18 protein-coding genes are annotated in these 23,327 nt (G+C 50.5%); 6 read left to right on the top strand and 12 right to left on the bottom strand.

Annotation, left to right across the window (positions count from 1 at the left end):
• Positions 1-33: 33 nt before the first annotated feature.
• Positions 34-2,385 carry a DUF6067 family protein gene (locus tag LLG46_15720; protein ID MCE5324744.1) on the bottom strand — a complete coding sequence of 784 codons (2,352 nt, stop codon included), beginning with the start codon at positions 2,383-2,385 and terminating at the stop codon, positions 34-36.
• A gap of 148 nt (positions 2,386-2,533) precedes the next feature.
• Between LLG46_15720 and LLG46_15715 the strand changes: the two genes are divergently transcribed.
• Positions 2,534-4,021 carry an MFS transporter gene (locus LLG46_15715; GenBank protein MCE5324743.1) on the top strand — a complete coding sequence of 496 codons (1,488 nt, stop codon included), beginning with the start codon at positions 2,534-2,536 and terminating at the stop codon, positions 4,019-4,021.
• Between the two features lie 33 nt (positions 4,022-4,054).
• On the opposite strand, the gene LLG46_15710 is transcribed toward LLG46_15715, so the two are convergent.
• From LLG46_15710 to LLG46_15700, 3 genes are all read right to left on the bottom strand, one after another.
• The gene (locus LLG46_15710; GenBank protein ID MCE5324742.1) at positions 4,055-4,891 is read right to left on the bottom strand and encodes a sugar phosphate isomerase/epimerase; all 837 of its coding nucleotides are present in this window, start codon (positions 4,889-4,891) and stop codon (positions 4,055-4,057) included.
• A gap of 76 nt (positions 4,892-4,967) precedes the next feature.
• Entirely contained in the window at positions 4,968-5,924 is a 957-nt protein-coding gene (locus tag LLG46_15705; protein MCE5324741.1) for a Gfo/Idh/MocA family oxidoreductase, read from the bottom strand.
• 9 nt (positions 5,925-5,933) lie between these two features.
• Complete coding sequence (locus LLG46_15700; protein ID MCE5324740.1) at positions 5,934-6,782, bottom strand: Gfo/Idh/MocA family oxidoreductase; 849 nt, start codon at positions 6,780-6,782, stop codon at positions 5,934-5,936.
• A gap of 186 nt (positions 6,783-6,968) precedes the next feature.
• On the opposite strand from LLG46_15700, the gene LLG46_15695 reads away from it, so the two are divergent.
• Complete coding sequence (locus tag LLG46_15695) at positions 6,969-7,844, top strand: AraC family transcriptional regulator (protein ID MCE5324739.1); 876 nt, start codon at positions 6,969-6,971, stop codon at positions 7,842-7,844.
• A gap of 70 nt (positions 7,845-7,914) precedes the next feature.
• On the opposite strand, the gene LLG46_15690 is transcribed toward LLG46_15695, so the two are convergent.
• The 3 genes from LLG46_15690 to LLG46_15680 form a co-directional block, all read right to left on the bottom strand.
• On the bottom strand, positions 7,915-8,598 hold the full coding sequence (locus tag LLG46_15690; GenBank protein ID MCE5324738.1) for a SagB/ThcOx family dehydrogenase: 684 nt from the start codon (positions 8,596-8,598) through the stop codon (positions 7,915-7,917).
• A gap of 133 nt (positions 8,599-8,731) precedes the next feature.
• Entirely contained in the window at positions 8,732-10,228 is a 1,497-nt protein-coding gene (locus LLG46_15685; GenBank protein ID MCE5324737.1) for a PAS domain S-box protein, read from the bottom strand.
• Between the two features lie 101 nt (positions 10,229-10,329).
• Positions 10,330-13,038: an insulinase family protein gene (locus LLG46_15680; protein ID MCE5324736.1), complete on the bottom strand. Its 2,709-nt coding sequence runs from the start codon at positions 13,036-13,038 to the stop codon at positions 10,330-10,332.
• A 442-nt stretch (positions 13,039-13,480) separates the two neighbouring features.
• On the opposite strand from LLG46_15680, the gene LLG46_15675 reads away from it, so the two are divergent.
• The gene (locus tag LLG46_15675) at positions 13,481-14,281 is read left to right on the top strand and encodes a class I SAM-dependent methyltransferase (protein MCE5324735.1); all 801 of its coding nucleotides are present in this window, start codon (positions 13,481-13,483) and stop codon (positions 14,279-14,281) included.
• Between the two features lie 44 nt (positions 14,282-14,325).
• Here LLG46_15675 and LLG46_15670 read toward each other — a convergent pair whose 3' ends face one another.
• The 4 genes from LLG46_15670 to LLG46_15655 all read right to left on the bottom strand — a co-directional run bounded on the left by LLG46_15670 (position 14,326) and on the right by LLG46_15655 (position 20,052).
• Positions 14,326-17,550 (bottom strand): family 78 glycoside hydrolase catalytic domain, encoded by a 3,225-nt coding sequence (locus LLG46_15670; protein ID MCE5324734.1) that lies wholly within the window; start codon positions 17,548-17,550, stop codon positions 14,326-14,328.
• Positions 17,551-17,689: 139 nt separating this feature from the next.
• Entirely contained in the window at positions 17,690-18,748 is a 1,059-nt protein-coding gene (locus LLG46_15665; GenBank protein ID MCE5324733.1) for a carboxypeptidase regulatory-like domain-containing protein, read from the bottom strand.
• Positions 18,741-19,460: a zf-HC2 domain-containing protein gene (locus tag LLG46_15660; GenBank protein ID MCE5324732.1), complete on the bottom strand. Its 720-nt coding sequence runs from the start codon at positions 19,458-19,460 to the stop codon at positions 18,741-18,743. Before LLG46_15660 ends, LLG46_15665 begins: the two co-directional genes overlap by 8 nt.
• 1 nt (position 19,461) lies before the next feature.
• Complete coding sequence (locus tag LLG46_15655) at positions 19,462-20,052, bottom strand: RNA polymerase sigma factor (protein MCE5324731.1); 591 nt, start codon at positions 20,050-20,052, stop codon at positions 19,462-19,464.
• A 429-nt stretch (positions 20,053-20,481) separates the two neighbouring features.
• Here LLG46_15655 and ruvC point away from each other — a divergent pair, with 429 nt between their 5' ends.
• Both ruvC and LLG46_15645 read left to right on the top strand, forming a co-directional pair.
• On the top strand, positions 20,482-20,964 hold the full coding sequence (gene ruvC, locus LLG46_15650) for a crossover junction endodeoxyribonuclease RuvC (protein ID MCE5324730.1): 483 nt from the start codon (positions 20,482-20,484) through the stop codon (positions 20,962-20,964).
• A gap of 69 nt (positions 20,965-21,033) precedes the next feature.
• The gene (locus tag LLG46_15645) at positions 21,034-22,350 is read left to right on the top strand and encodes a hypothetical protein (protein MCE5324729.1); all 1,317 of its coding nucleotides are present in this window, start codon (positions 21,034-21,036) and stop codon (positions 22,348-22,350) included.
• A gap of 42 nt (positions 22,351-22,392) precedes the next feature.
• Here the strand turns inward: LLG46_15645 and LLG46_15640 are convergent, their stop codons facing one another.
• Entirely contained in the window at positions 22,393-22,950 is a 558-nt protein-coding gene (locus LLG46_15640) for a peptidylprolyl isomerase (protein ID MCE5324728.1), read from the bottom strand.
• Between the two features lie 22 nt (positions 22,951-22,972).
• Here LLG46_15640 and LLG46_15635 point away from each other — a divergent pair, with 22 nt between their 5' ends.
• On the top strand, positions 22,973-23,194 hold the full coding sequence (locus LLG46_15635; protein MCE5324727.1) for a hypothetical protein: 222 nt from the start codon (positions 22,973-22,975) through the stop codon (positions 23,192-23,194).
• Positions 23,195-23,327 lie beyond the last annotated feature (133 nt).

Here is a 23,327-nt window from a genome sequence, read left to right as displayed (position 1 = left end):
GGTAGAATCGTGTGGTGTTTTGGTAGAATGGTGTTAATTTGAGATATCACTGCTGTTGTTACGCGGAACAAGCAGCCTTACAGGCAGCCCCGATGGGTTTGGGACAGCGCGGAGTATACCGGTCACTGTCACAAAGCCGGAGGGTATATACAGCAGGCCGGGAGGCATCAGCACTCCAAGCCCTGAGGATGCATTGCCCTGGGAAGTCGTGAAGCCGTCCTTGAGGTCGGAGCCGTCGTTTATCCAAAACACAGTGCCCAGAAACGTTTCGCCGGAGCCTGTAACCTCGCCCCAGGTCCTGACCAGTTTGCCTATGGAAGATGCGCCGAGTGAACTTATCGGCGCAGGCAGGGATGCATCGTCATATACACCGGGTTGATCGCCGAAACCGGAACCCCCTGATGCTTTATTGGTCATTGCCAGGGCGCCAATGGCTGTGCCGGAACATACAGACACCGCATCCGGCTCGATAACAAGCTCGGCACCGTCCAGAATGCTTGTTTTTCCGAATATATCCGCACGCTGACCTGCCGTATATGACGCGCTGCCCGGTGATAATATGCCTATGCCTGACGTGCGGTCGTCTTTTTCTACATAGAACAAGTCCAGGCTGCCGGATGGAGGTCTGAGATCGCCTGTGATCACTCCATTCGTCAGAAACACACTGCTGCCTGCGGGAAGTGACTTGACCTGCGTGACATCGACTGCATTTTCAGTCAGTGAAGACAATAGCTGTGCCCTCGCCGCACGGAATGTCGCCGGGTCGCGCGTGTAACTTGTCCAGGATGTAACCACGGAGTCGCAAATCAACTGCGCCCTGGTCGGGTTCGTCTTTTCCAGGAGCTTGAGCAATTCATAGTCCTCGATCCCATCTCTCAGCGCTTCAAGCCTAATGGAACTCATAGGGCCGTTGGTGGCCTTATAGGCTATATGAGTATCACCCGGCGGATCGAATGCGGTTGTGGTAGAGCCATAATTCATCTCAATGTTGGTGAACGGGTCACCGTGCCATGCGTTGAACCCCCAGTGCAGATAACCGGGAAGTTTGTATTTATAGTTTGCCCAGTGCAGAAGCCGGGTGTCGATCAGTGGGTAATCGACGAACCGGTTCATATACAGACCCTTGGGCGTCAGACATGTGTATATCCAAACCTCATCGCCCGCGGCTTTTCTCTGTTCATAAAAAGTCGAATTGGCGGCGTAGTCCTGGGGCTGGGGGACCCATATGTCGATTGCGCCGACAAGATCAGTGGTCTCGACCGCATCCACTATCTTGAGCTGTGGAGCATATTGGCGGACTATTGCTGCCACGTTCCTATAGCTTGCCGCGCTCTGCGAAAGCGGTTCGTCTCCCACGTGCTGGATATACATGTCGATCCAGCCCTTGTCGATAAGGTGCTGCTGGACTGCGGGCAGATATACGGAGAAAAATTGCCTGGCCTGGTCGGAAGTGGCGATTATATTGTGTGGTCTGACATTGCTGCCGCCTGTGTCGTATATGTCGGGATACCATACATAATAGTCCGTTCCCTCCCAACTCTTTCTGCCGGAGAGGTGCCCACCCTCGATAATATCGAGCGCGCCCGCATCCAGAAATGTCTGAACCCATTTGTCGAACCGCGTGAAGTCGAATGTGAGGTTGCCACCGTCGTCCTGGTGACCCACAATGAGTTTGTTTATCCGCGTAAGATGCACATTCATTCGGTGTTTTGCCATACACTGAGCATACGCCGATACAAGAGTCCAATATTTCGTGCTCCACAGAGACGTATTGTAATAATCCGCAATTGGGTCATAACTGAGCCAATTTGTGCATTTGAACGTGCGTTTGTCGGGCAGAATTGCCGAGGCTACGTTTATCATCAATGGGACGGATATCGACGTGCCGTCGCCGATGACTGTCACAGTGCCTGTATACGTTCCCGGTTTGGCGTTAAGTGGAATGCGTACAGTCAGCCAGATCGGCTGATTGTTGGGTGCTGTCACTGAGACAGAAGTCGATTCCAGCAGCGGATCGGGAAAGCTGGTCGGGGCAGTGGCGACCAGGTTTTCTGACGGCGTGTATGGCGTGCCATGCTCCACCGGCACATATCCCACGAAGTTCAACGATACCGTCGGCTTCGGGTTTGCCGGACCGGATATTGAGCTTACGCTCGCAGTGAGTGCAGTTATGTCGGATGATGGCGTAACCACGACCTGCGCGCTTTCGTATTCATTTCGCGCCGCGGTCACGTTGATCTGGGTTGGTGTGATGGACGGTTTTGCGGTGTCCTGCATAATGTTGACGAGCGGGTCGGAGACCCAGACTTGGAAATTACCGCTCGCGAAAGCAGTCTGTGTTATGACTATGGTCAATAATAATGCCAAGAATGCAACTCTACGCATCGACAATCACCCTTACATATGTATTGTTTTCGTCACACTATTACTCTTCCCTATGACTGCCTGTAATTCATTCTTTTGTAAGCTACTGTTAAATATCAGGTTGTTTCTGCTATAATCAAACAACAAGACTTCCCAGAAAGAGTATAGAATGTCCACTGCGTCTACCACGTATCGAGTCGGAACTCTGGAATATACAAAGCGTGCGCTTGTCGTGCTCTTCATATGGCTGCTGTGGGGTGACTTTTGCTTTACGTTAATGGAGACGGTCGAGCCTTCGGTATTGCCGTTTATGCTCAAGAGCCTGGGCGCTTCCAATCTGATTATCTCAACCTACATCAACACAATCGCCAATGCGTTCAATCTGACCGTGTGTCCTGTCGTTAGTTTCATGAGTGACCGATACCGCAGCAGATTCGGCAGGCGAATTCCCTATTTGATTTTCTCTACGCCTTTTGTGGGTCTGTTTCTTGTATTGACCGGTTTTTCCAGACAGATCGGCAGGTTTTTCTTTACTCACTTCTTCCACCACAGCGTTTCTTCCGAAGTTGCGCTGACTATCGGCCTGATAGCGGTTTTAGTGGCGGGCTATCAGTTTTTTAATATGATCGTCGGTTCGGTCTATTATTATTTGTTTAATGATGTGGTTCCGCAGGAGCATCTGGGCAGATTTATGGCACTCTTTAGAGCTGTGGGCACTGCTGCCGGCGCTTTTTTCAGTTTTTTCATCTTTCAGTATGCCAGGAGTCATTCCACCCAAATTTTTGTCGGGTTCGGCATTCTCTATTTTGTCGGTTTTTTGGCCATGTGTCTGAATGTCAAAGAGGGTGAGTATCCCCCTGCCCCCAAGATGGAGAAGAGCAGAAACTCCACTTTCGCGGGGATCAAAACTTTCTTTAAGGAATCTTACTGCCACAAATTCTACTGGTATTTCTATCTGTCCAACGCATTCTGGATGGCGTCACTTGCCGTAAACACCTTCGTTGTCTTCCGAAACCTGGATATAGGGCTTACCATGAAAGAGATGGGGATCATTGGTGGTGTGGCCGGTGTGGTCGCGACGCTGCTCCTCATACCCGCAGGCTATTATGTCGACAAGAAACACCCGATACGGGTCGGTATGACGGCCATGGCCTGGACATTGATATTTGTCCCGCTGAACGCAATTTTCTTTTTGCACATGCGCCATCATATGGTTTTGACATTAACCATCATAATAACTGCCATTACTCTGCCGGTAAGTGTGGTGCTGACAGCATCCGAGCTGCCTTTGTTTATGAGACTGCTGCCTCACACGAGATACGGCCAGTTTTCCAGTGCCAATGCGGTTCTTCGCTCATTTGTGATGATGATCGTGGGATTCCTATGCGGCTATTATATGGATTGGCTGAAGTTCTTCAGCGGGCATCACCTGCACCTCGGCGGCGATTATTATTACCGGTTTTTCTTTATATGGATTCTGGTGTTTGGTGGCCTTTCGTTCTTTTTCAGGGTCAAACTGTATAAGCTGTGGTTGAAGTTGGGCGGTGACGACAGTTTCCTTCCTCCCAGGTTTGAAGAGGACGAGCTGGCACTGAGGCATACGCATGCGGTCAACCAAGAGACTGATACCGCGCTGGAGTCAGAAAACGCTCAATAAAAAGCCCGGCTCTTTGAAGCCGGGCCGTTTTCATTACAAACTTCTGAGGAAGTTGGCAGCCATTGCTATGTCATCAACAGGGTTTGGTCCGGTCTCTCTTTCAATCACGAAGAACCCATCATAACCTATATCCTTCAACGCCTTAAGATAGGCAGGGAAATTGACTGCCCCCTCTCCAAGAGGAACCTCGCCGCCGTGTTTGATCCCGTCTTTGGCGTGAGTATGAACGATATAATCAGCGAGAATGCCGACTCCACCGATCTGATCGAACCCGTTCATTACAAGGTTGGCGGGATCATAGTTGACCTTAATTGAATCGTGTTTTACAGCGTGTTGCACAAGGAATGTGGCGGGCAGATTTTGCGGATCATTGTTGGCCTTAATTAGATCGTGCTTGATAGTGTCGAGGAATTTTTTCATGAGCGCCGGTTCTTCGGGACCGGTTTCGGTAGCCAGGAAGCAGCCGATCTTATCACCATATTCGCCCAAGATATCCATTGCATACTGCATCACGCGCCATTCTTTCGCATCGGGATCATTTGGAATCTCGCCGATGTGTGTCTGCACGATCTCGCAGCCCAACGCTCGCGTTATATTCATGATATGTTTCGTGCGAGCTATACGTTCGTCCACATCGCTTTCGCATGTGAACTGGTTGCCGCCGATGTCTCCACAGACCGCGCTTATCTTCAGTCCGTAGGATTCGACCAGCCTCCTGCAGTCCGCCGCGCTGCTCTCGGTAAGCTCTTCTATCGAAAGCTCACCTCTCACATCGGAAAGCTGCACTCCATCCAACCCGAGTTCTTTGCACTTTGCGAGCGAGTCCTCGACTCCCAGCGCAAACGAACTCAAAAACGCTCCTATTTTCATGTTGTCCTCTCTGTTTTCTGGTGGTGATTAGGAATTGCTATCCCTCCAGGTATCTTACCTGGAGGGATAGCTTACGCTAGGAATTCTGTCCATACACCGAGAAAATTACCTCTGCACATCTCAGTCCGTCATATGCCGTAATGGCAAGCGGATGTTTGCCGCCTATTGCGCCCAAAAAATGCTCTATTTCTTCATTGAATCCGGTTGAGGGCGATAGTTCGATAGTGGTCCATTCGCTCTCTCCTGTGGCGCGGTATTTCACGTTCGGTCCGGTATTGTAATCAAAGATCAGGTGTCCCTTGGTCCCATAAATTTCTATATTTGCTACCCAGTCACCCAGCACAAAGCCGCTCTGAATGTTTCCCATGGCGCCATTTTGTGTTGAGACGCAGATCATACCCGCATCTTCAACGTCCGTGCTCTTGAAGTGACGAGTGATTGCGCCATTCTGGCTTTTTATCTCACCGATCATGAACCTGAATAGATCGACCGAATGGCTGCTGGTGTCCAGCAGGCACCCGCCGCCCGCGATGTCCTTCTTGGTGAACCATTTACCTTCCATATTGAACATCGGTCCGCCGAACGCATTGTTAAATACGACAACATCGCCGATCTTACCTTCGGCTATCATTTCTTTGAGTTTGATGTTTGCAGGAATGAACCTGTGTCTGAATGCAGGCATGAAAAGACCCTTACTTGCGTCCGCCGCATTCTTGATTGCCTGGGCACTTTTTACGCTGTGGGCCATGGGCTTTTCACATAATACGTTTACTCCGGCTTCGAGTGCGTAAACAGCCGCCTGCTCATGAAACGCGGGTGGGGTGCATATGCTCACCACATCCGGCTTTGCCTGATCTATCAGAGCTTTGAAGTCGCGATATACTTTGGCTCCGAGTTCTGATGCCAGGGTGTTGGCCGGTTCCTCATAGACATCCGTGACTGCAATCACTTCTGCGCCAGCGGCTTTGTAGCCGGATGAATGGGACCGCGCAATATTGCCACAACCGATTATTGCTGCTTTATAAGTCATCATAATCCTCCCTTATGCAAGACTGGTTGCGACCCACTTGCCATGGTTTTTCGGGTCGCTCGCGATATCAAGAATTTCTCTGACTGCCAAAGACTCCTCGCGCGGGATTGTGGGTTTGCCTTTGGCGAAGAAGTCGAGAATATGCTTTGTCTGAGTGTCGAATATCGGTGAGTCGACATTATGGAACTTGACTTCCTTCGCATCCGTTATTACAGCCATATATGGGCATGCAATATTGACATAAACATATGCAGTGGCAGTCCGACCGCCTTTGAATTTCATATTTACCTGGCTGAACTGTTCATCTCCCCAGCGCATTACATGCGTGACATCCGCGCCCATGGTGGAGATAATACCCTCGACCGGGTGTATGCTGTATTCGCCGAACGACCTTCCACCGCCCCACATCGACATATGTTTAATACCGCTCTTGCCGATTTCCTTGACCACGGCATTGAACTCGTCCGTGAATCTGAGTGCTGAAGTGGTTATTACGGCGACATTGTGCTTGTCGGCCAATGCAAATATCTTTCGTGCAGTCGCAAGGTCCGGTGCGAAAGTTTTGTCGATAAAGGTAGTCTTGCCAAGCGGTAGGATAGTCTCGGCCATCTGAAGATGGAGTTCGGGGTCGCTCGGAGCAAGGATCATCACATAGTCGCACTTATCGGCGAACTCTTCGATAGACCCTGCATAAGGTACATTGTTCTTTTTTGCCCACTCGCGTCCATCGGCTTCGTCCAGAGCTTTGCAGACAGATATCTCGTATCCGCAGTCCGGCAACTTGTCGCGCAAGATTTCCAGATATGTGTTTGCATGCCAGTTTTCAAGTTTGTTATCGTAGAATCCTATTCTTTTTGCCATATATGACCTCCGCAGGTTATTCGACAAATTCAGTATAGCACGAGGTAAACTGTGCGCTGTGATTACCATGTCAAAATATGCTGAGCATCACAGGTTGCTAGATGCAGAATTGTGTCTTATAATGCTGATATTGCTGATTTTTTCTGGGGAGCCGGACGGCTGCAATACTATTCGGCGTGCAGGTATATGAAACAAAATCTCTATTACAATGAATGTTTGTTTGTGAGCGCGGACCGTGATATCAAACCATATCCGATATACGTGGGTGATGTGATACACAGCCCGGATAATGTTGTCAGTCTGCATACTCATGGACACTATGAGTTCAGTCTATTCCTGACTGGCGAAGTTGATGTGCTTATCGGTCAGAAAAGGTATATATTGCGCCCTGGTGATGTGCTCGTCACGAAACCAGGCGACATTCATCAGTTCAGCCCCATCAGTAAGGAGAAGGAAGGATGGCATTTTATATATTTTGGGATTGATAGGATAGAGCCGGAGGAGCTTGGTTTTGCATATATGAAAAACCGCCGCAGACAGTTTCATGACTGTTATGATCTCAAGCCGCTCCTCGCTCAGATGCTGGATGAGTTGAGGAGGTCCAACTTCGGTGTGCAGAACGTGGTCAGCAGCCTGATGACTCGAATACTATATCTCATTGCCCGCAAGATCGCGCCCAGCGCCAGAGACCGACAGGCATTTTGCGATGTGGTGGGCAGCGCCAGAGCTTATATAGACGCCAATTCACGCCACGGTCTGAGCATAAAACAGATTGCCGACGCCTGCTGCCTGAGCGAGTCACGCCTGTCTCATGTTTTCGCCGAAAAGACCGGTATGACCCTCAGCGGCTATATTAGGCATGTGTTGATGCACGCCGCAATCAGGATGCTGGAGGACACACACAACACAGTGACCGGCATCGCCGACCACTTTGGCTATCCATCGCCTCAATATTTCAGTCGTGTCTTCAAAAAGTTCTGGGGTTACAGCCCGCGCGAGTGCCGCAGCGCACTGCGCAGAATGCATGGCGACTTCCATAAACAGGTATTGGGTGCCAAATGATTAATGGTCGGGTGCGATATCCGGTCGCGCCAGAAATGGAAGCCCACAATCTCAGATAGCGACAGCCCGCCTAAAGCTTCTTTCCCGCGGACACGACATACAGCGGCTCCTGACTCTTTGTTAGCCCGAGGGTGGCTGTGGTTTTTGCTTGGTCAAGCCCGGCCATTCCCACACCGATAAGACCCAAAGCGACTTCTTCCAATAGTACATTCTGCGCAGAATGACCGATCTCAATGCATGCGAACTCTTTGGCCTTTTCCTTGCCGAATTTCTCACCGGTGACCTTGTAATCGGCGGCATATACGAACAGCACGGGAGCGCTCACCATTTGCGGCTGATTACCGATATTGATGCGCTGATCACCATCTTTGACCGGCTTGAGTTTGTGCCCGTCGGGTATATATTCATATGCTCCAGGGGTCAGGTCTTTTACATTTGCAGCCACCAGATACACAGTCAGAGGATAAGTCGCCATGGCCGAAGGCGCAGTGCGATGGCCTGTCGCCGGGTCGGTAATTCCCTGAGCAGCCCACAAAAGCTGTGAGACCTGCTGCAGGCTGACCGGCTCGGATGCGTAAGTCCGAACGGATCGCCGCTGCTTTATCGCCTGGTCCACTGTGACCGTTGTGTCAATTTGCGGCTGCGGCAGTGTGATATACACATCATCAGACTTTTTTCCGTCGGACGCAAATGCGCAGCAGCACGTTGTCAGAAGAACCAGCGCGCAGCTAAACAATAGAATTCGTTTGTTCATAATGCACCTCCATTTGGGGTCAGGATTCGGATATCCAGACTCAGAATGATATGGGTGTTAGGTAACGTATGCTGGATTTTAACGATAATCGGCTTTTTGAACTTTACACTCACTGACGTGTGATAATAGCCATTTATGCTGCTTCCTGATCCGCTCGACTGGACGAGGGTAGATCGAATGCTAGTGTAAAATGGAATGTCGAGCCCATGCCGATCTCACTGTCGAACCATATCTCTCCGCCCATAAGCCGCACAAGATCGTGTGTGATTGCCAGACCGAGTCCCAAACCGCCGTAGTCTCTGGTCAATGAACCATCGGCCTGCTCAAACGGAAGAAATATCGTCTTTTTCTTTTCGGGTGGGATGCCGATGCCTGTATCTGAAACTGAGAATAGCAAGGTCGTTTTATTATCAGCGCAGGCATTCATTTCTACGCTCAACGCAATCTCGCCATGCTCAGTGAACTTGATCGCATTTCCGATCAGGATCATGATAACCTGGCGCGTTCGCACAAGATCGCCGATCAGGCTATCCGGCACGTTTTCCCTAACATTGTATGTTAGTTCCAATCCTTTGGTGTCCGCTTTTGTCGTAAAGCAGGCAATCGTGTCCCGCAGCATATTCCTCAGGCTGAAGTCGACTGATTCCAACTCCAGCTTTTTGGCCTGCATATTTGAAAAATCGAGAACATCGTTTATCAGAGTCAGCAGCGTATCGGCTGAGGACTTTACGTATTGCAGGTAGTCTCGCTGTTCATCAGTAAGCTGGGTTTCGAGGGCTAGTTGAGTCATACCGATGATGCCGTTCATCGGCGTGCGGATCTCATGGCTCATATTTGCCAGGAATTCGCTTTTCGCTTGATTTGCAGCCTCTGCCTCTTCCTTAGCGAGCCTTAGTGCTTCTTCGACTTCCTTGTGTTTGGAGATATCTATAAAGTTTTCAAGCAGGCACTTCCTGCCGTTTAGTGTGATCGGAACCACTGTCTTCAGAATCGGAACTCGGAGCCCATCGGCTGTAAGACAGACACGTTCAGATGAGAAGTCAACAGTCTGCCCAAGGTCCGTGACGGGACACTTGCCCCTCTCTGCCGGGCAAATGTGATGATGACATTCATGCCCGATTATCTCTTCCTTTGATGATCCGATCATAGCAGCGACAGTCGGATTGACATCGAGTATCTCATGTGTCCGGGCATCAATTATAACGACTCCAATTAGAATCGAATCGATGATTGTCTTGAGGTCTGACGTCTGCTGAATGTGATCGCGTATGAGCGATGCAAACTGCCCGAACTCGCTTCTGTCACCATCGAGCACACACAGAGGCTCAGGCGACTGTTCGGTCATGGCTTTCGACAGTGCTATGAAAGGACGGCATACCCATCGGATCATTATGGCGTATAAAGCAACGGCGATAAAACATATAAAGGCACCAAACATTAATGTGGTGCGTTTACAGAGACTCTCCTCTTTATCAATTTCCGCCATCAGCGTCACATAGCCTTTTGAGGAAGCATCTCGTATTGTTTCCAGTTGTGCGGATTGATGCCAATGCCATGAGCCGATCACCAGGATGATCAGCCCAACCAGAATCAGCAGCAGAAGCAATATACGAACTCTGACCGAATACAAACGATCCCTCTGTGGTTTGGCACAACCGTCAGTTATCACAACCGGAGCACCAAGTGTTTGGTATACAAAAATTATTGGCCTGCTCAAATGCGAATTTTAGGCTAAGAACCTGCAATTACCAGAGTGCCATTATCCGGGTGCAAATATTTCTTTGCGGCGGCGTTCACCTGGTCGAGCGTCACCGATCCGTAAATCTTCGAGTAGTTCTGCAGATAGTCCATGCCAAGACCATAGAATTCAGCGTTCAGAAGCACTCGCGCGACACCTTCATTGGTCTCCAGAGCGATTGGGAAAATGCCTATGATGAAGTCTCTTGCCTGTATGAATTTGTCCTTCGAGACACCGTTCTCTTTCATCTTGTCCATCTCGGCCTTGAGCACATCTATCGCCTGATCGACATTCTTTGGATTTGTGCCGAGAGTGACATACCACGGACCTGCACCTAAAGATGCATCGAATGTCGAATAGACATTATAGACAAGCCCACGCTTTTCGCGCATAGCCGTCCCCAAAATGCTTCCGAGCGCACCGCCACCGCCGAGGACCTGGTTCATCACACGCAGCGCATAATAATCAGGGTCTGAGCGCTTAACTCCAAGTGCATAGCCATAGATCACATTCACCTCGCTCTTGTCCGCCATAGGAATCACGACCTTATCAGGTTGAGTCTGCGTCTGAATGGTAGGGACGTCGATTGTCGGGGTGGGACCGGATACGCTCCAGTCGCCGAAGTATTTTTTAACCAACTCCACGGCCTGCGAGCCGGTCACATCGCCCGCAATCGTGATGATCGTCGTGTCCGGCCTGTAATAAGCGTTATAGAAGCTCACCAGATCGCTGCGGGTGATGTTCTTCATCTCCTGCTGCGCCTGGTCGGCAGTCAACTCATGATATGGGTGGTCCGCCGGAAATACGGTGTTATAAAAAGCACGATAGGCCATGGACTCTGGTGATTCCTTGCTCTGTTCAAGTGCGGATGCTCTTTCGCTGATGGCCTTATCGAACTGGTCCTGCGGAAAATCGGCATTGCGCAGTTCATCGGATAAGATATCGAGTATCAGTGGGAAGTCTTTGGTCAGAGATTTGGCGCTAAAGCTCATATATTCTACATCAGCCGACGTATCGACATTTGCCCCGACGTATTCGACCAGCTTTGCCAGATCGAGAGCTGAGCGGGTCTTTGTTCCCCTGCCTATCATCTCGGCAACAAGCGCGGCAGTGCCCCCTTTGTCCTTGGGGTCGAAGTAACTGCCTGCCTTGATATAACCTGAGACCGCAACAGTCGGGTTGGAATGGTTTTCCTGCACGATCACGACCATACCGTTGGGCAGCACTGTCCTGTATGGCTTCGTCAAGCTTTTGCTCGATGCATTTTTTATGGGTAAAGGCTTGACCGGCGCTGTTTTTGACACTGCCGCAGAAGTATAATTACACAGATCGGGCATGCGCTTATCATAATGCACCGGACCTGTTGGCACACCGTTACTCCCGCCCTTGGAGCCGTTTGTCGGGATGAATGTGGCTTTGGTCATGTTCTCCGCCACCAGATATTTTCGAGCCACATCGCGCACTCTTTCGGAGGTCACGGCCTTTATCCGTGGAATCAGAGTCTCAAGGTAATGCCAGTTTGCGACAGTGTTATAGTAACCAAGCTGTTCGCCCTGGTCCGATACGCTGTCGTTCTGGAAGATTACATATGCTTCGAGCTGATTCTTGGCGGCCTGCATCTCTTCATCTGTCGGCAGAGTGGATTTTAGTTTTTCGATCTGGTTGATCAGTTCTTTTTCCAGCGCATCAGCGTCTATCCCCTGCCTTGCGGTGGCTCCGATAAAGAACAGACATGGGTCTTTGCGAATGCCCGCATTCGACCATGCCGAAGTCGCCAGTCCGGACTCGACCATAGATTGATACAGCCTGCTCGCCCTGCCGCCGCTGATTACCTGGTCCAAAACCATAAGCGGATACGAATCTGGATCATTGATATCAGGAATATGATATGTCAGAATGATTCGCTGTGTGCTGCCTTCCTGCCTGACGACCACGTCGCGCTCGCCCTTTTGAGGCGGCTCGGTGGTGTATACCGGCCTTGGAAGCTGCTTTTTGGGCTTGTCGCCGAAGTATTTCTTTACCAGTGCCAGAGCCTTTTGAGTATTGAAATCGCCGACCAGGACAAGTGTCGCGTTGTTTGGATGATAATAGGTATAATAATATGCGCGGAGCTGACTGACGTCTATATTTCTCACGTCCGACTCCCAACCGATCACCGGCCACTGGTACGGGTGAGCCATGAATGCAGTGGACATATTGTCGCGATAGACCAGCCAGCCGGGATTGTTCTCATCACCCTGAAGCTCTGAAAGGACGACCGTGCGCTCATTTGCGAACTCATCTTTGAGCAACAGCGCATTGCCCACACGTTCGGCGAGGGTCTTCATCGAGAATTCGAGGTTGTCGCTTGACAGCAGTTGCCAGTAATATGTGAAGTCGGTCCATGTGGCGGCGTTTTCGATGCCGCCGCGCTTGCGAATCATTGAGCTGATTTCGCCCCTTTTATAGTTCTTGCTGGAGTTGAAGAGCATGTGTTCGAGCATGTGCGAGATGCCTGTGATGCCGGTATGCTCATTGCGCGAGCCGACCTTGAACCACACCTGCGCAGTGAACACCGGTGCGGCATGCACTTCTTTGGTGAGCACCACCAGGCCGTTGTCGAGCTTTGTCTCGACCACGCCCGATGCCTGCCCCCAAGCGCACGATATCACCAGAGCCTGGAATATTATCGCAAGGACTATAAAGTGGTTGATTCTTCTCAATTGCCTGCCTCCAAAAGTCTTTCCCGACTTATACCCGGATTATGCGGGAAGCGCATAATCCGGGTCTCCGAGAGCATTATTCACGTTCTTCGTGAATAATGCGGGTATATACCCATATACGTACAGGTATCTTCACGCTCGGCTGCCATTTTCCCTTCGGCGGTGGTTTATCCATGTGGGACTTTCATTCTATATAGTTGGAGGGCGCAATGCCCTAAGTAAATCACGGTTGGTCGCTTGCATACCACTATAGTTTTTCATAACAGTAAAACTACATGCAATCGTGCAATTTACTGACCGTAAATTGCTTAGAGAAAGGAGGCACTTGATATGACGTACACATTATTACTTGCTTATGGAGCGAAGCTTCGGTAACAAAGTCCGACAATGCGCTCCGCCGAATAGCCCAGGCATTCGGAACAAAGTCAAAGGAGACGCAAACTTGAGTAAGAATGATGTTAACTGGTATGACCTGGATCCGCATATAGCTCAGTGGTATGATTTCACTCAGCGCGACATCGATGATGTCGTTCAGATTCGCCGATTGATCGGTGCACGTAAGAACATGAGGATTTTGGAGCCGTTTTGCGGCACGGGTCGAATACTGATCCCGCTTGCTCAGGACGGCCATGAGCTGGTCGGGATCGACAAATCAAAGGCTCTTATGGATCGAGCCAGGCGCAAAGCAATGGCGCTCTCTCAGGAGGTGTTGGGTAGGGTGTCGTTTATCGAGGCAGATGTCACTGAGTATGTCTGGCCGCAGGCCTTCGACCTGGTGATTTTGGGCGGCAATTGTTTTTATGAGCTTGCCACGCCGGAGGAGCAGGAGGGCTGCATAGCCTCAGCCGCTCGTGCGCTTAAGCCGGGCGGATATCTCTATTATGACAGCGACCATATGGAATGCGAACTTGCTGAGTCCTGGAGGCAGCCCGGGCGTCATTCGGGAATAATAGGCAGTTGGACCAGCGCAGACGGCATTCGGTTTGAATGGGAGAGCGAAACAATTTGGTTCGATGCTCCCAAACGGCTGTGGCGAGCAAAGCGCTGGGTTATTGTGACCAGCCCGGATGGAACCATTACAACCAAGGAGACCGTTCAACAGAAACATCCAATAAGCACATACGAAGTGCGCGAGTGGCTTGAAAAGCATGGTTTCGTAGTAGAGAAGCACTTCGGAGATAGAGATGATGCCCCGTATGAGGATTCACTGGAGCGAACCACATTTTGGGCCAGAAAGAGCTGATTATAATTGGGGCGCAACGTTGGAGTAGCGCCCCATTAATGTGACTACTCGGCAGGCTGATCCTGCATGGTTTTAGAACTGTCAGCCTGCTCAGTGTTTTCAGTTGGTTTTTTCCTTGGTCGCCTGGTGTATGTGCGCCGTTTTTTCTTAGGTGCTTCCTGGGCTGCAGCCTCTGGAGCAGGTTCAGGTGTGGCTTCGACGACCGGCTCTATTGGGCTGCTCTCGGCAGCTTCTTCCAAAGACTTTTTGGATGTAGAGCGTTTTCTTCCACCCCGATGAGTGCGTTTTCTGGCGGGTTTGGGTGCTGCTTCGACTGCTGCTTCAGTAACCAGCTCAGGCGATGCGTCTTCAACCGACAATGGAGACTCAGCGGCGGGTTCGATCTCTGTCGGCACATCAGCAGGCGTTTGTGCCTCTTGTGATGACTTGGAAGACCTTCGTCTGCCTCCGCGATGTGAACGCTTCCTGCTCGTCTTTTTCGGCTCATCTGCCGTTTCAAGCGGCTCATTGCTGATTACAGCTTCAACTTCGACTTTTTCCTCAGGCACTTGAGCGACGGCCGTCTCTTGCGGTGCAGGCTTGTTCCTGCCGCGTCCACCACGGCGGGACCGTCTCTTCTGGGGCTTTGTCTCGGCCTCGGGAGCGGTTTCAGTTGCCGATGCGGCGATTTCCGGTATCATCTCCGTCTCTTCGACCAGTGTTTCCAGTTCAGGAGTAGGGAGTATTTCGATTGGCGCCTCTTCGATTTTCGACTTGCGGGAAGTCTTCAGGCGTGACCGCCTGGAGCCGTTTCTTTCATGGCGGCTGGTTATCAATCCGAGATTTTTGCGATCTTGCACCGACAGATCATCGAGCAGTTCCACGATCGGTATCGGGACAGGTTTCGGCAGTTTGCCCAGCGGTTTTGGCTTTGGAAGCCTGGCCGATGTCACTTTTATGGTGTGATTGCCGCCGCCAATGGTAACCAGGCATGACGGATGCGCCTTGCCGTCGAGCGTTATCTTTGTGTTCATAGGGCAGGGTGGGTATATGTCAACTTTCAGACCGTCTGGAACCCGCGCTTCTATAGTGAACGACCTGGGTGTGGAACGCCATTCGATGGTCAACAGCCCGGTCCGGGTTGCAATGGACCCTTTTGCCCATTCAAGGTCGCCTTCATGCGGGGTGACAGAAAATCGATGCATGCCCAGTATGGGCTTTATCCCGACATATTCGGCGATGAGATCGCGCGCTGGACCCGATGCCCAGCCATGACACTTGCTGCCGTTATCACCGAAGAACTCAGGGAACGTTCCACCGCCTTGCTCTACGCTCCTTCCCCACTTCCGGCGCATCATATCGAGAGCCTCTTTATGGCGATCCATCGAGTATAGCACTTCGAGCAAGTGCGATGTGAAATACGGTGTCCTGGTTTCAGAGAGCATGTTGCCCTGCAGAGTGCGTATGATAGCGGCCTTGCAATAATGGTCGGGGATATCGAAGAGCGCGGCGAGTATGTTTGTCTGAGCGCTGAATTTGTCCGCCAGTTTGCCGTCTTTCAGGCAGTCCGCATACAGCCCTTTCTCGGGCGAGTAGAGATATTTGTTGATCGCAAGTCTGAGCACTCGGGCGGACTCGTTATAGTCATCCGCTTCATTGCCTTTTCCCAAAATTGATGCAAGGGCAGCCGTCACCCTCAGAGCTTGATAGTACAGGCAGTTGAGGGATGTCAGCACACCATGCCGTTCCAGATCAGCCGAGTCGATGAATATCCATCCGGGCACTTCGCCGATTAGTCCAAAATCGTTCTGATATCGATCGAACCAACTCATCAGCCTGCGCACGTTGGGATACAGATCGCGCACCAAACCCGAATCATCCGAGAATGCATAGTAATCAAGGATCGAAAAGACCCAATTAAGCGCAAAGTCCGGGACCAGTTTATCCTCCGATGCGGGATATGTGCCCATGACCGCGCCGCTGCGATCCTGAGTATCGGCAATCTGCCTGAGACCCTGAGCCAGCAGCTTGACGTCGTCGAATGCATAATATGCCGTTCGCGATTCGATTCTGGCGTCCGCCCACCACTGCGATCTGCTCTGCCATGGCGAGTCGATGAACGTGTCTTCCATGCACAGTTTTGCAGTGTATGCGCAGGTCTTCCAGATGTCGTTTAGGAGCGGGTCACTGCACTCGAAACTGCCGATAAGCTCGGTGGGGTAGGTGGTCTGGTTGACTCTGATATGTTCCAGCGCGACCGCCTTGGAGCACGCATGAAACTCGATCTGCATATACCTGAATGCGCGCGGCTCGAAGCTCTGCCAGTTAAGTTTTCCCTTTTTGAGGACCACGCGGTCGGTGTATTTCATATCGCCGCGAGTGGGTTTCACATGGCCGTCTTCGAGCAGTTCACTATAGCCGATATCCATAGTTCCGCTGCCCGAGCCGCCGATGCCTATCTCTACATTGCCGAACACTTCTCGACCGAAATCGAGTATAATCACGACTCCTCCATCGCCGCGGGGAGTCTTGACCTGGCAGCTTCCGGTCTCTGTCAGCAGTGCTTCAGCATGCTTGACGCTGCCGGCGTTGAGATCGACAAGCTCGGATGCCGCCATGATCTCAGGCACCGTCTGCGCAGCGGTCTCCTTACTGTGCTCAGGCGAGTTATATAATCCGACTATTGAAGCGGGCAGGATTTTCTCTTCATCGAGCTGTGGAATAGCGCGCTCAATGAGTTTGCCCCATGGCATTGCAGGCGCTGTGCCCACTATGCAGGCCTCTTCCCAGCCTTTTTCTTTAAACTTGATCTCATTCCAACCGTCCATACGCTCCGCGCTGTCATAGACTTCCTGGAAACCGAGGTTGTTATTGATGCGAGCGCTCTGGCCGGTCCAATCGGATGCGCGATGCACTTTCCATGCCTGATCGGTTTCTATTTCCAGCTTTTGGTCATTTAGCTCTATTTCCGCTTTACAGATCAGGCCTGGTCTGCGAAGCGCGCACATTGACGTGTTCTCACCGAAATGCATGACATGGAACGCGATGACATTTTTGCCTTTGGAAAGCACTCCTGTGATATCATACGTGTCGTAATAACTGATGCCCGCTGCGCTTCGCACGGGTCCCTTGCCGACGTATTCGCCGTTCACATAGAGCTTATAACGGCTGTCTGCAGATGTTTTGATGATTGCTCGGCTGGGCTTTGCGGGTAGGTCGAATGTTTTGCGCGCGTAGAGATAATAATTACGAGTGGTCTCGGCGCTTTGTATCCATATCCAGTTGCCCATATCTTCATGGGGTGGCCGCTGCCGGCGGGAACGCCGAGGTCTGCGGGAACTGCCGTCTGCGCCGACGACAGGGATCATTGATGAAATAATAGATTCCAGCATGCGTACATTATCGCAGAAAACGTGTCAAAATGCGAATTTACTCAAATACAAACGACCATGGCTCGCCGCCTGCGCCCACCGTGCCGCCGACATAGTCTCCATTGGCATCGAGCGCGGATACCTGTGCTTCATACATTTCGCCATGCTTCAATTTATTGGCGGGTATACGTGCTTTCGGTTCTTTTGAAGTGAATGCCAGGCTCGGCTCACTGTTTTTTCTTGCAATTGTCAGTTCGTATGATACTGCTGCTTCGCACTTGGTCCACTCCAGCAGCACATTGCCGCTTGAGTTTTTTGCCATTCCACCTGGTTTTGGGGATTTTGGCGCGAGAATACGTCCAAGTGATATGGGTTTGAGGTGAGCTTCGTCCCCTTTGTTGAGGACCGCTGCTTCTGAGACACGATTGAAATAGGTGGGGTTGTCTTTGGTATAGACGAACGCCGCGTATTCACCTGCAGGGAGGTTGTCGAACCTGTAGGTGCCGTTCGCATCGGTGACGGTGTCGCCTACGACATTAAAATCCCTATCAACTGCCCGCACTTTGATTCCCGCCGCGCCTTTGCCCGCATATATGACTCTGCCTTCCAGTGAATTAGACTCCGGCGTGGTTGCGGGGCGGGAATACGTTTTTATGGCAGCCACCGGTTTGTAGGCAATCTCACAGTCATATCCGAGCGCTTTTGCCGTAAACGAGAGTGGGACCATCAGTTTTCCGTCTCGGGTGTATGTATCGACCGGCAGCTTTACAGACAGCGAGTTGACTTTGGCCAGCCCGCCATTCTTGGTAAATGAGAGAGTGACTCCGTTACCCTTGAATATGATCTCGCCGGACTTGTCTGAATATGCTTTGCCCCAGCCGAGGTTTTCCAGATCGCGCAGCCAGATCATCACCTGCTGGCCGCGCATAAATTGGAGCGATTCCACTTCCACCAGCTTGCCGTCTATAATCAAAACGACCGGCGAGTAGCTATCCTCGGTCACGGCGCTCACCGTAACTGATGCGCGTGTCTGCGCGAATGCACCTGATATTGTTACTGCTGAAATAAAGACGACTATAGCGATAAAGAATACTCTTATGTAAATGTGATTATTCATTGGCTGTCTGCGCATCATTAAGACCTGTGGGTTTTGGCAGTTTTGTCGTGTCTTTATTGTCCTGTTCTCCCTTTATGTCCGATTGTCCTGCCACACTCAGCGGCTCCTCATGTATTACGTGCCTGCGCTTATCTTGATTGCTGTTTCTGTCTGTCGGGCCGGTGACTGCGGGTATTGCCATCCTTCGAGCATAATCGGCCATATTTTCTATCTTTTTCGAGCGTGAGTTGCTTTGGTGCGTATCGGTGCTGGCTTCTGTTGCATTATCAGATGAGTTGTCTGGGGCTGCCTCGGTGATTGTTACCCTTGCTTTGCTGATGTCGGTTGACTGCCTGGAGCCTGCAGAAAGCCCACCGCCGATGTGCCTGCCTATTGCAAAACCTGCCAGCAGAAAACCTGCTATAGCGACAGCCGATGCCGGTCGCAGCCACCATAGGCCTGTGTCCGGCTCATTCGTGCGGTTCAGTCTGATATCTTCGTGATCCAACCCGGTTATTGCTTCTTTCACATTCCGAGCGATCCGCTGCTTGTCGTGATCTTGCAGAACCGGCGCTTGAGCGCTCAGCGATGAGATGACCTGCCCGCGGCTTTCCAGGTCGGCACGGCATTTATCACATACCTGCGCATGCAGCCTGATATCGCGCATATCTTCCGGTTCCAGGTCTCCATACAGATATGCTCCCATAAGTTTACGGACCTGTCTGCAATTCATTTTATTTCACCTCCCCGGCTTCAAAGACAATTGTCCCTGCAAGCCGGTCGCGCAAACGAGCGGTTGCGCGCGAAAGATGCGCCTTGACCGCGCCGGTGGTGCATCCTAGTGCCTGCGCGATCTCATTTATAGAAAGAAGTCTGTAGTGCCTGAGAATGAATACCATTCTCTGGCGCTCGGGCAGCTTGTCCACCGCGGCGCGTATTACCCGCCCCACTTCACTCTGATACATACGATATTCAGGCTCATCGGCCAAGTTGCCTTGCAGATGCTCCCAGTCATCGTCAGTAAATTCTGTCCTCGAGTTTTTAGCTCTGCGTTTGCGGTCGATGCAGTGATTAAGGCAGACCCGATAGAGCCACGCGTTCAAATTATCGGATTCGGACATCGATGGCAGTGCTTTATACAGCTTAATGAAGACCTCCTGGACCGCATCCATGGCATCATCAGCATTCATCAGGACCGACCATGCCAGCGCAAACACCTTGTCGGTGTGCGCCTCCATCAAACGGTCAAAGGCCTCGGCCTGCCCCCGTTTGAAGCTGCCTATCAACTGTCCGTCCTGTGTGGTGACGGCTTTTGCCGGTCGCATCTGTGCTGCTCTCATCCTCTGGTATATTAACGTAGAGTGACTAGAAAAAGTTTACCACTTTAGCAAGACATCTAAAATAGGTGTACAAAGGAAAACGGACCCAAACATGGGTCCGGGTCCGATCTCCTGATATATTTACTTTTTCAATCTTTAGTTTAGGCTCAATGCTTAAAACTTATGTATGAGCTATGTTCGTACTACACTAGGATTATCCCCAGTTTTTTACCAGGTGTAAATGGGACTTTGGACGTATCTTTGTGTAGTTCATTAGTATTATGGCTGCTCGGCGTCGATTTATTATAGATTTAGCCCGCATTATTCACGAGAAACATGAATAATGCTCTCGGAGACCCGGATTATGCGGAAAGCGCATAATCCGGGTTAGTTGACCGGGAACAAATTCGCCTGTAGAATGCACTCATGCAGACCTTGCGAATATTAGGAATAGACCCCGGAACAGCCACGACGGGATATGGCGTAGTGGACAAAATAGGTGTGAGTCCGAAGATGGTCGACTACGGCGCAATAGAGACCAGCCCAAAGAAATCCGCCCCCGAGCGTCTTTTGGATATCTATAACGAACTCAACAAGATCATCGACCAATATCAACCCGATGTAATCGTGATGGAGAGACTGTTTTTCGCCAAGAACCAGACTACGGCGATTGCAGTCGGCAAGGCGTGCGGTGTGATGCAGTTTGCTGCCGCCCAGCGAGGGCTGACCGTGGTTGAATATACCCCGATGGAGGTCAAGCAGGCGGTGGTCGGCTATGGCGGCGCCGAAAAGAAGCAGATTCAGTTCATGATCCAAAGAATCCTGAGTCTTCGCGAGATACCCAAGCCGGACGATGCAGCCGATGCTCTGGCTCTGGCGGTCTGCCATGCTCATTCTGAAAAGCTGCGATCGATTTAACAGCAGGATATTTGCCTTCAACCGAGAACGATTTTACATGCCTTACAAACAAACACGAGGACTTATATTATGTCTCGATATACGGCAAGGATAACAATTTTATTGGGGTTGTCTGTAGTTATAGTGTGCATAGGAATTGCTGCATATTTTACTTGGCCATTCCTTACAACAGGCAGCAGGGTTCGCAATGAAATTGCAAATATCAAAGCCTCAGGCGAGCCTGTGTGTAGAGCAGATATGGAAGTTAATCGACTGCCCGGCTGCCAAAACGCGGCTGATGTTTATATAAAAGCATTTAAGTTGATTTCACAGCACTACAAAAGTCAAGACTTTGCCACACTGCGTCAACTTATCAAGCCTATGAATGGGACACGCGACACCAGACCCTGGGCTGAGTCGAAGCCTATTGTCGATAAATATGAGGAAGTCTTTGATCTGATAAGCCAGGCAGACAAAATTGACTACTGCCGTTTTCCTCTTGGATGGAAAGAGGGCTTATTTCCCGATACATCAATGTGCCAGGGGATGCGCAATCTTGCTACTCTGACGACTGCGAGAGCGATATTGAGCGCACGAGAAGGTTCGATGGACAAAGCCGGATGCAATATAGAGTCATCTTTAAAAATGGCTGCAAGTTTTTCAAACGAGCCGGCTTTAATCCCATTCCTGGCCAGAATTGCCCTCATCAAAATGGGGACAGGGGCTATTTATTCAGCTCTTGATTATGGCAGTTTTTCCGAGGCACAGACACAGCGCTTAATGAAACTGCTTTCAAGCAACGATTTGAATACCGGATACACTCATGCTCTAATAACCGAAAGAGCTGTTGGAATCAATAAGTTTTATGATCTAAGTAGGTTGAGTGTGGGTGCAGATCACAACACGGATATCAAGTCAAAAAAGCCCAGTCAAGTCATGCGTATCATTTTTAGTCTGGATGAGAAGTGTTACCTTGACTTGATGAATAAGGAGATAAAAAACGCAGGGTTATCTTACAGGCAAGCGAAGCAAAAAGGATTGCTTACGCAGCATTTGCCCAGATACGCAATAACTACTTCCATTATGATACCACTATATGTGCGCATCCGAATTGTCAGGGACACTGGTATAGTTTCTATAGATGGGGCAAAGATTATTTTGATGCTGGAGTCATTCAGGCGTAAATACGGCAGGTACCCGCTTTCACTGAATGAATTGCGCCAAAAGCTAAGGGTTGTGTTACCAAAAGATATTTTTAGTGGAAATGACTTCGTCTATAGGCCGAATGGCAGTGGGTTCTTGCTCTACAGCATTGGAGAGGACCTGAAAGATGATGGTGGAAAACCTGTCGGCAGCAATAAAAAGTCACCTAAACTCGGCGATTACTCATGGGAGCTACGTCGTTGAATATTGCCTCCGAACAATACGCTCGGAGGCAATATAAGCAGGCTATTTCTTATCTTCTTTCGGTTTCGGCGGATCGACAATTCGCACGGTTTTCATCACATCCCCGATCTGTATCTTTTTCACAACATCCAGTCCCTCTACCACTCGGCCAAAGACCGCGTAGTTCATATCCAGATAAGGGACTGCGGCAAGTGTGATATAGAACTGGCAGCTGGCGGAGTTCGGGTCGGATGCGCGCGCCATAGCCACCACACCGGCTGCATCGTGCTTGAGTTTGGGTGAGACTTCAAGTTTGATCTTGTTTGGTGAACCGCCGGTGCCGTCACCATTCGGATCGCCGCCCTGTATCACAAACCCCGGGACGACGCGATGAAACGTCAGCCCGTCATAAAACTTTGAGTTTGCCAGCTCGATAAAGTTTTTCGTGGTGATTGGCGCATCTTTCTCATAAAGCGCAAACTTGATCGTGCCCTTGTTCGTCTCGATGACTGCCCAGCGCCCGGTTTCTGGTTTTTCATCTTTTACGGCTTCGGCAGCAAATGTGGCGTTAGCTGAAATAAGAGCCGCCAGAGCGATTGCTGATATTGTGTAGAATTGCATATTTAGCACCTCTGGAAATGGTTTGTCCTGCAGGAAAATATCTCACAGCGCGGCATTATTGTCAAGAAAAAAAGAGGGGGCACTCATAGCCCCCAAGTTTAAAGGAGATAGAAAGGAGAGGGGATATTCTTTCCCCAACCTGGTAATTATACCAGGTTTTTATATTGCGAACAAGCTCGATTTTGATTTTGATATACGCAGAAAATTGGAACTAAAACTCGATGAAGAGCGTCTAGAATACTAAGCATATACATGTCTATAATTTGGACGCCGAATTTCGCAATCGTGCGAAAACGGGGGAACCGATTTACGGGGCTAATCTTCGTTATGGAGAGGGGTCATGCTTCCGACCCCAGCCCGACAGCTAACCTCGCAGG

Source organism: bacterium (assembly GCA_021371935.1).
GTDB lineage: Bacteria > Armatimonadota > UBA5829 > UBA5829 > UBA5829 > UBA5829.
Note: the sequence above shows the minus strand (reverse complement) of the source record. Positions and strands in the feature narration are given on the sequence as shown.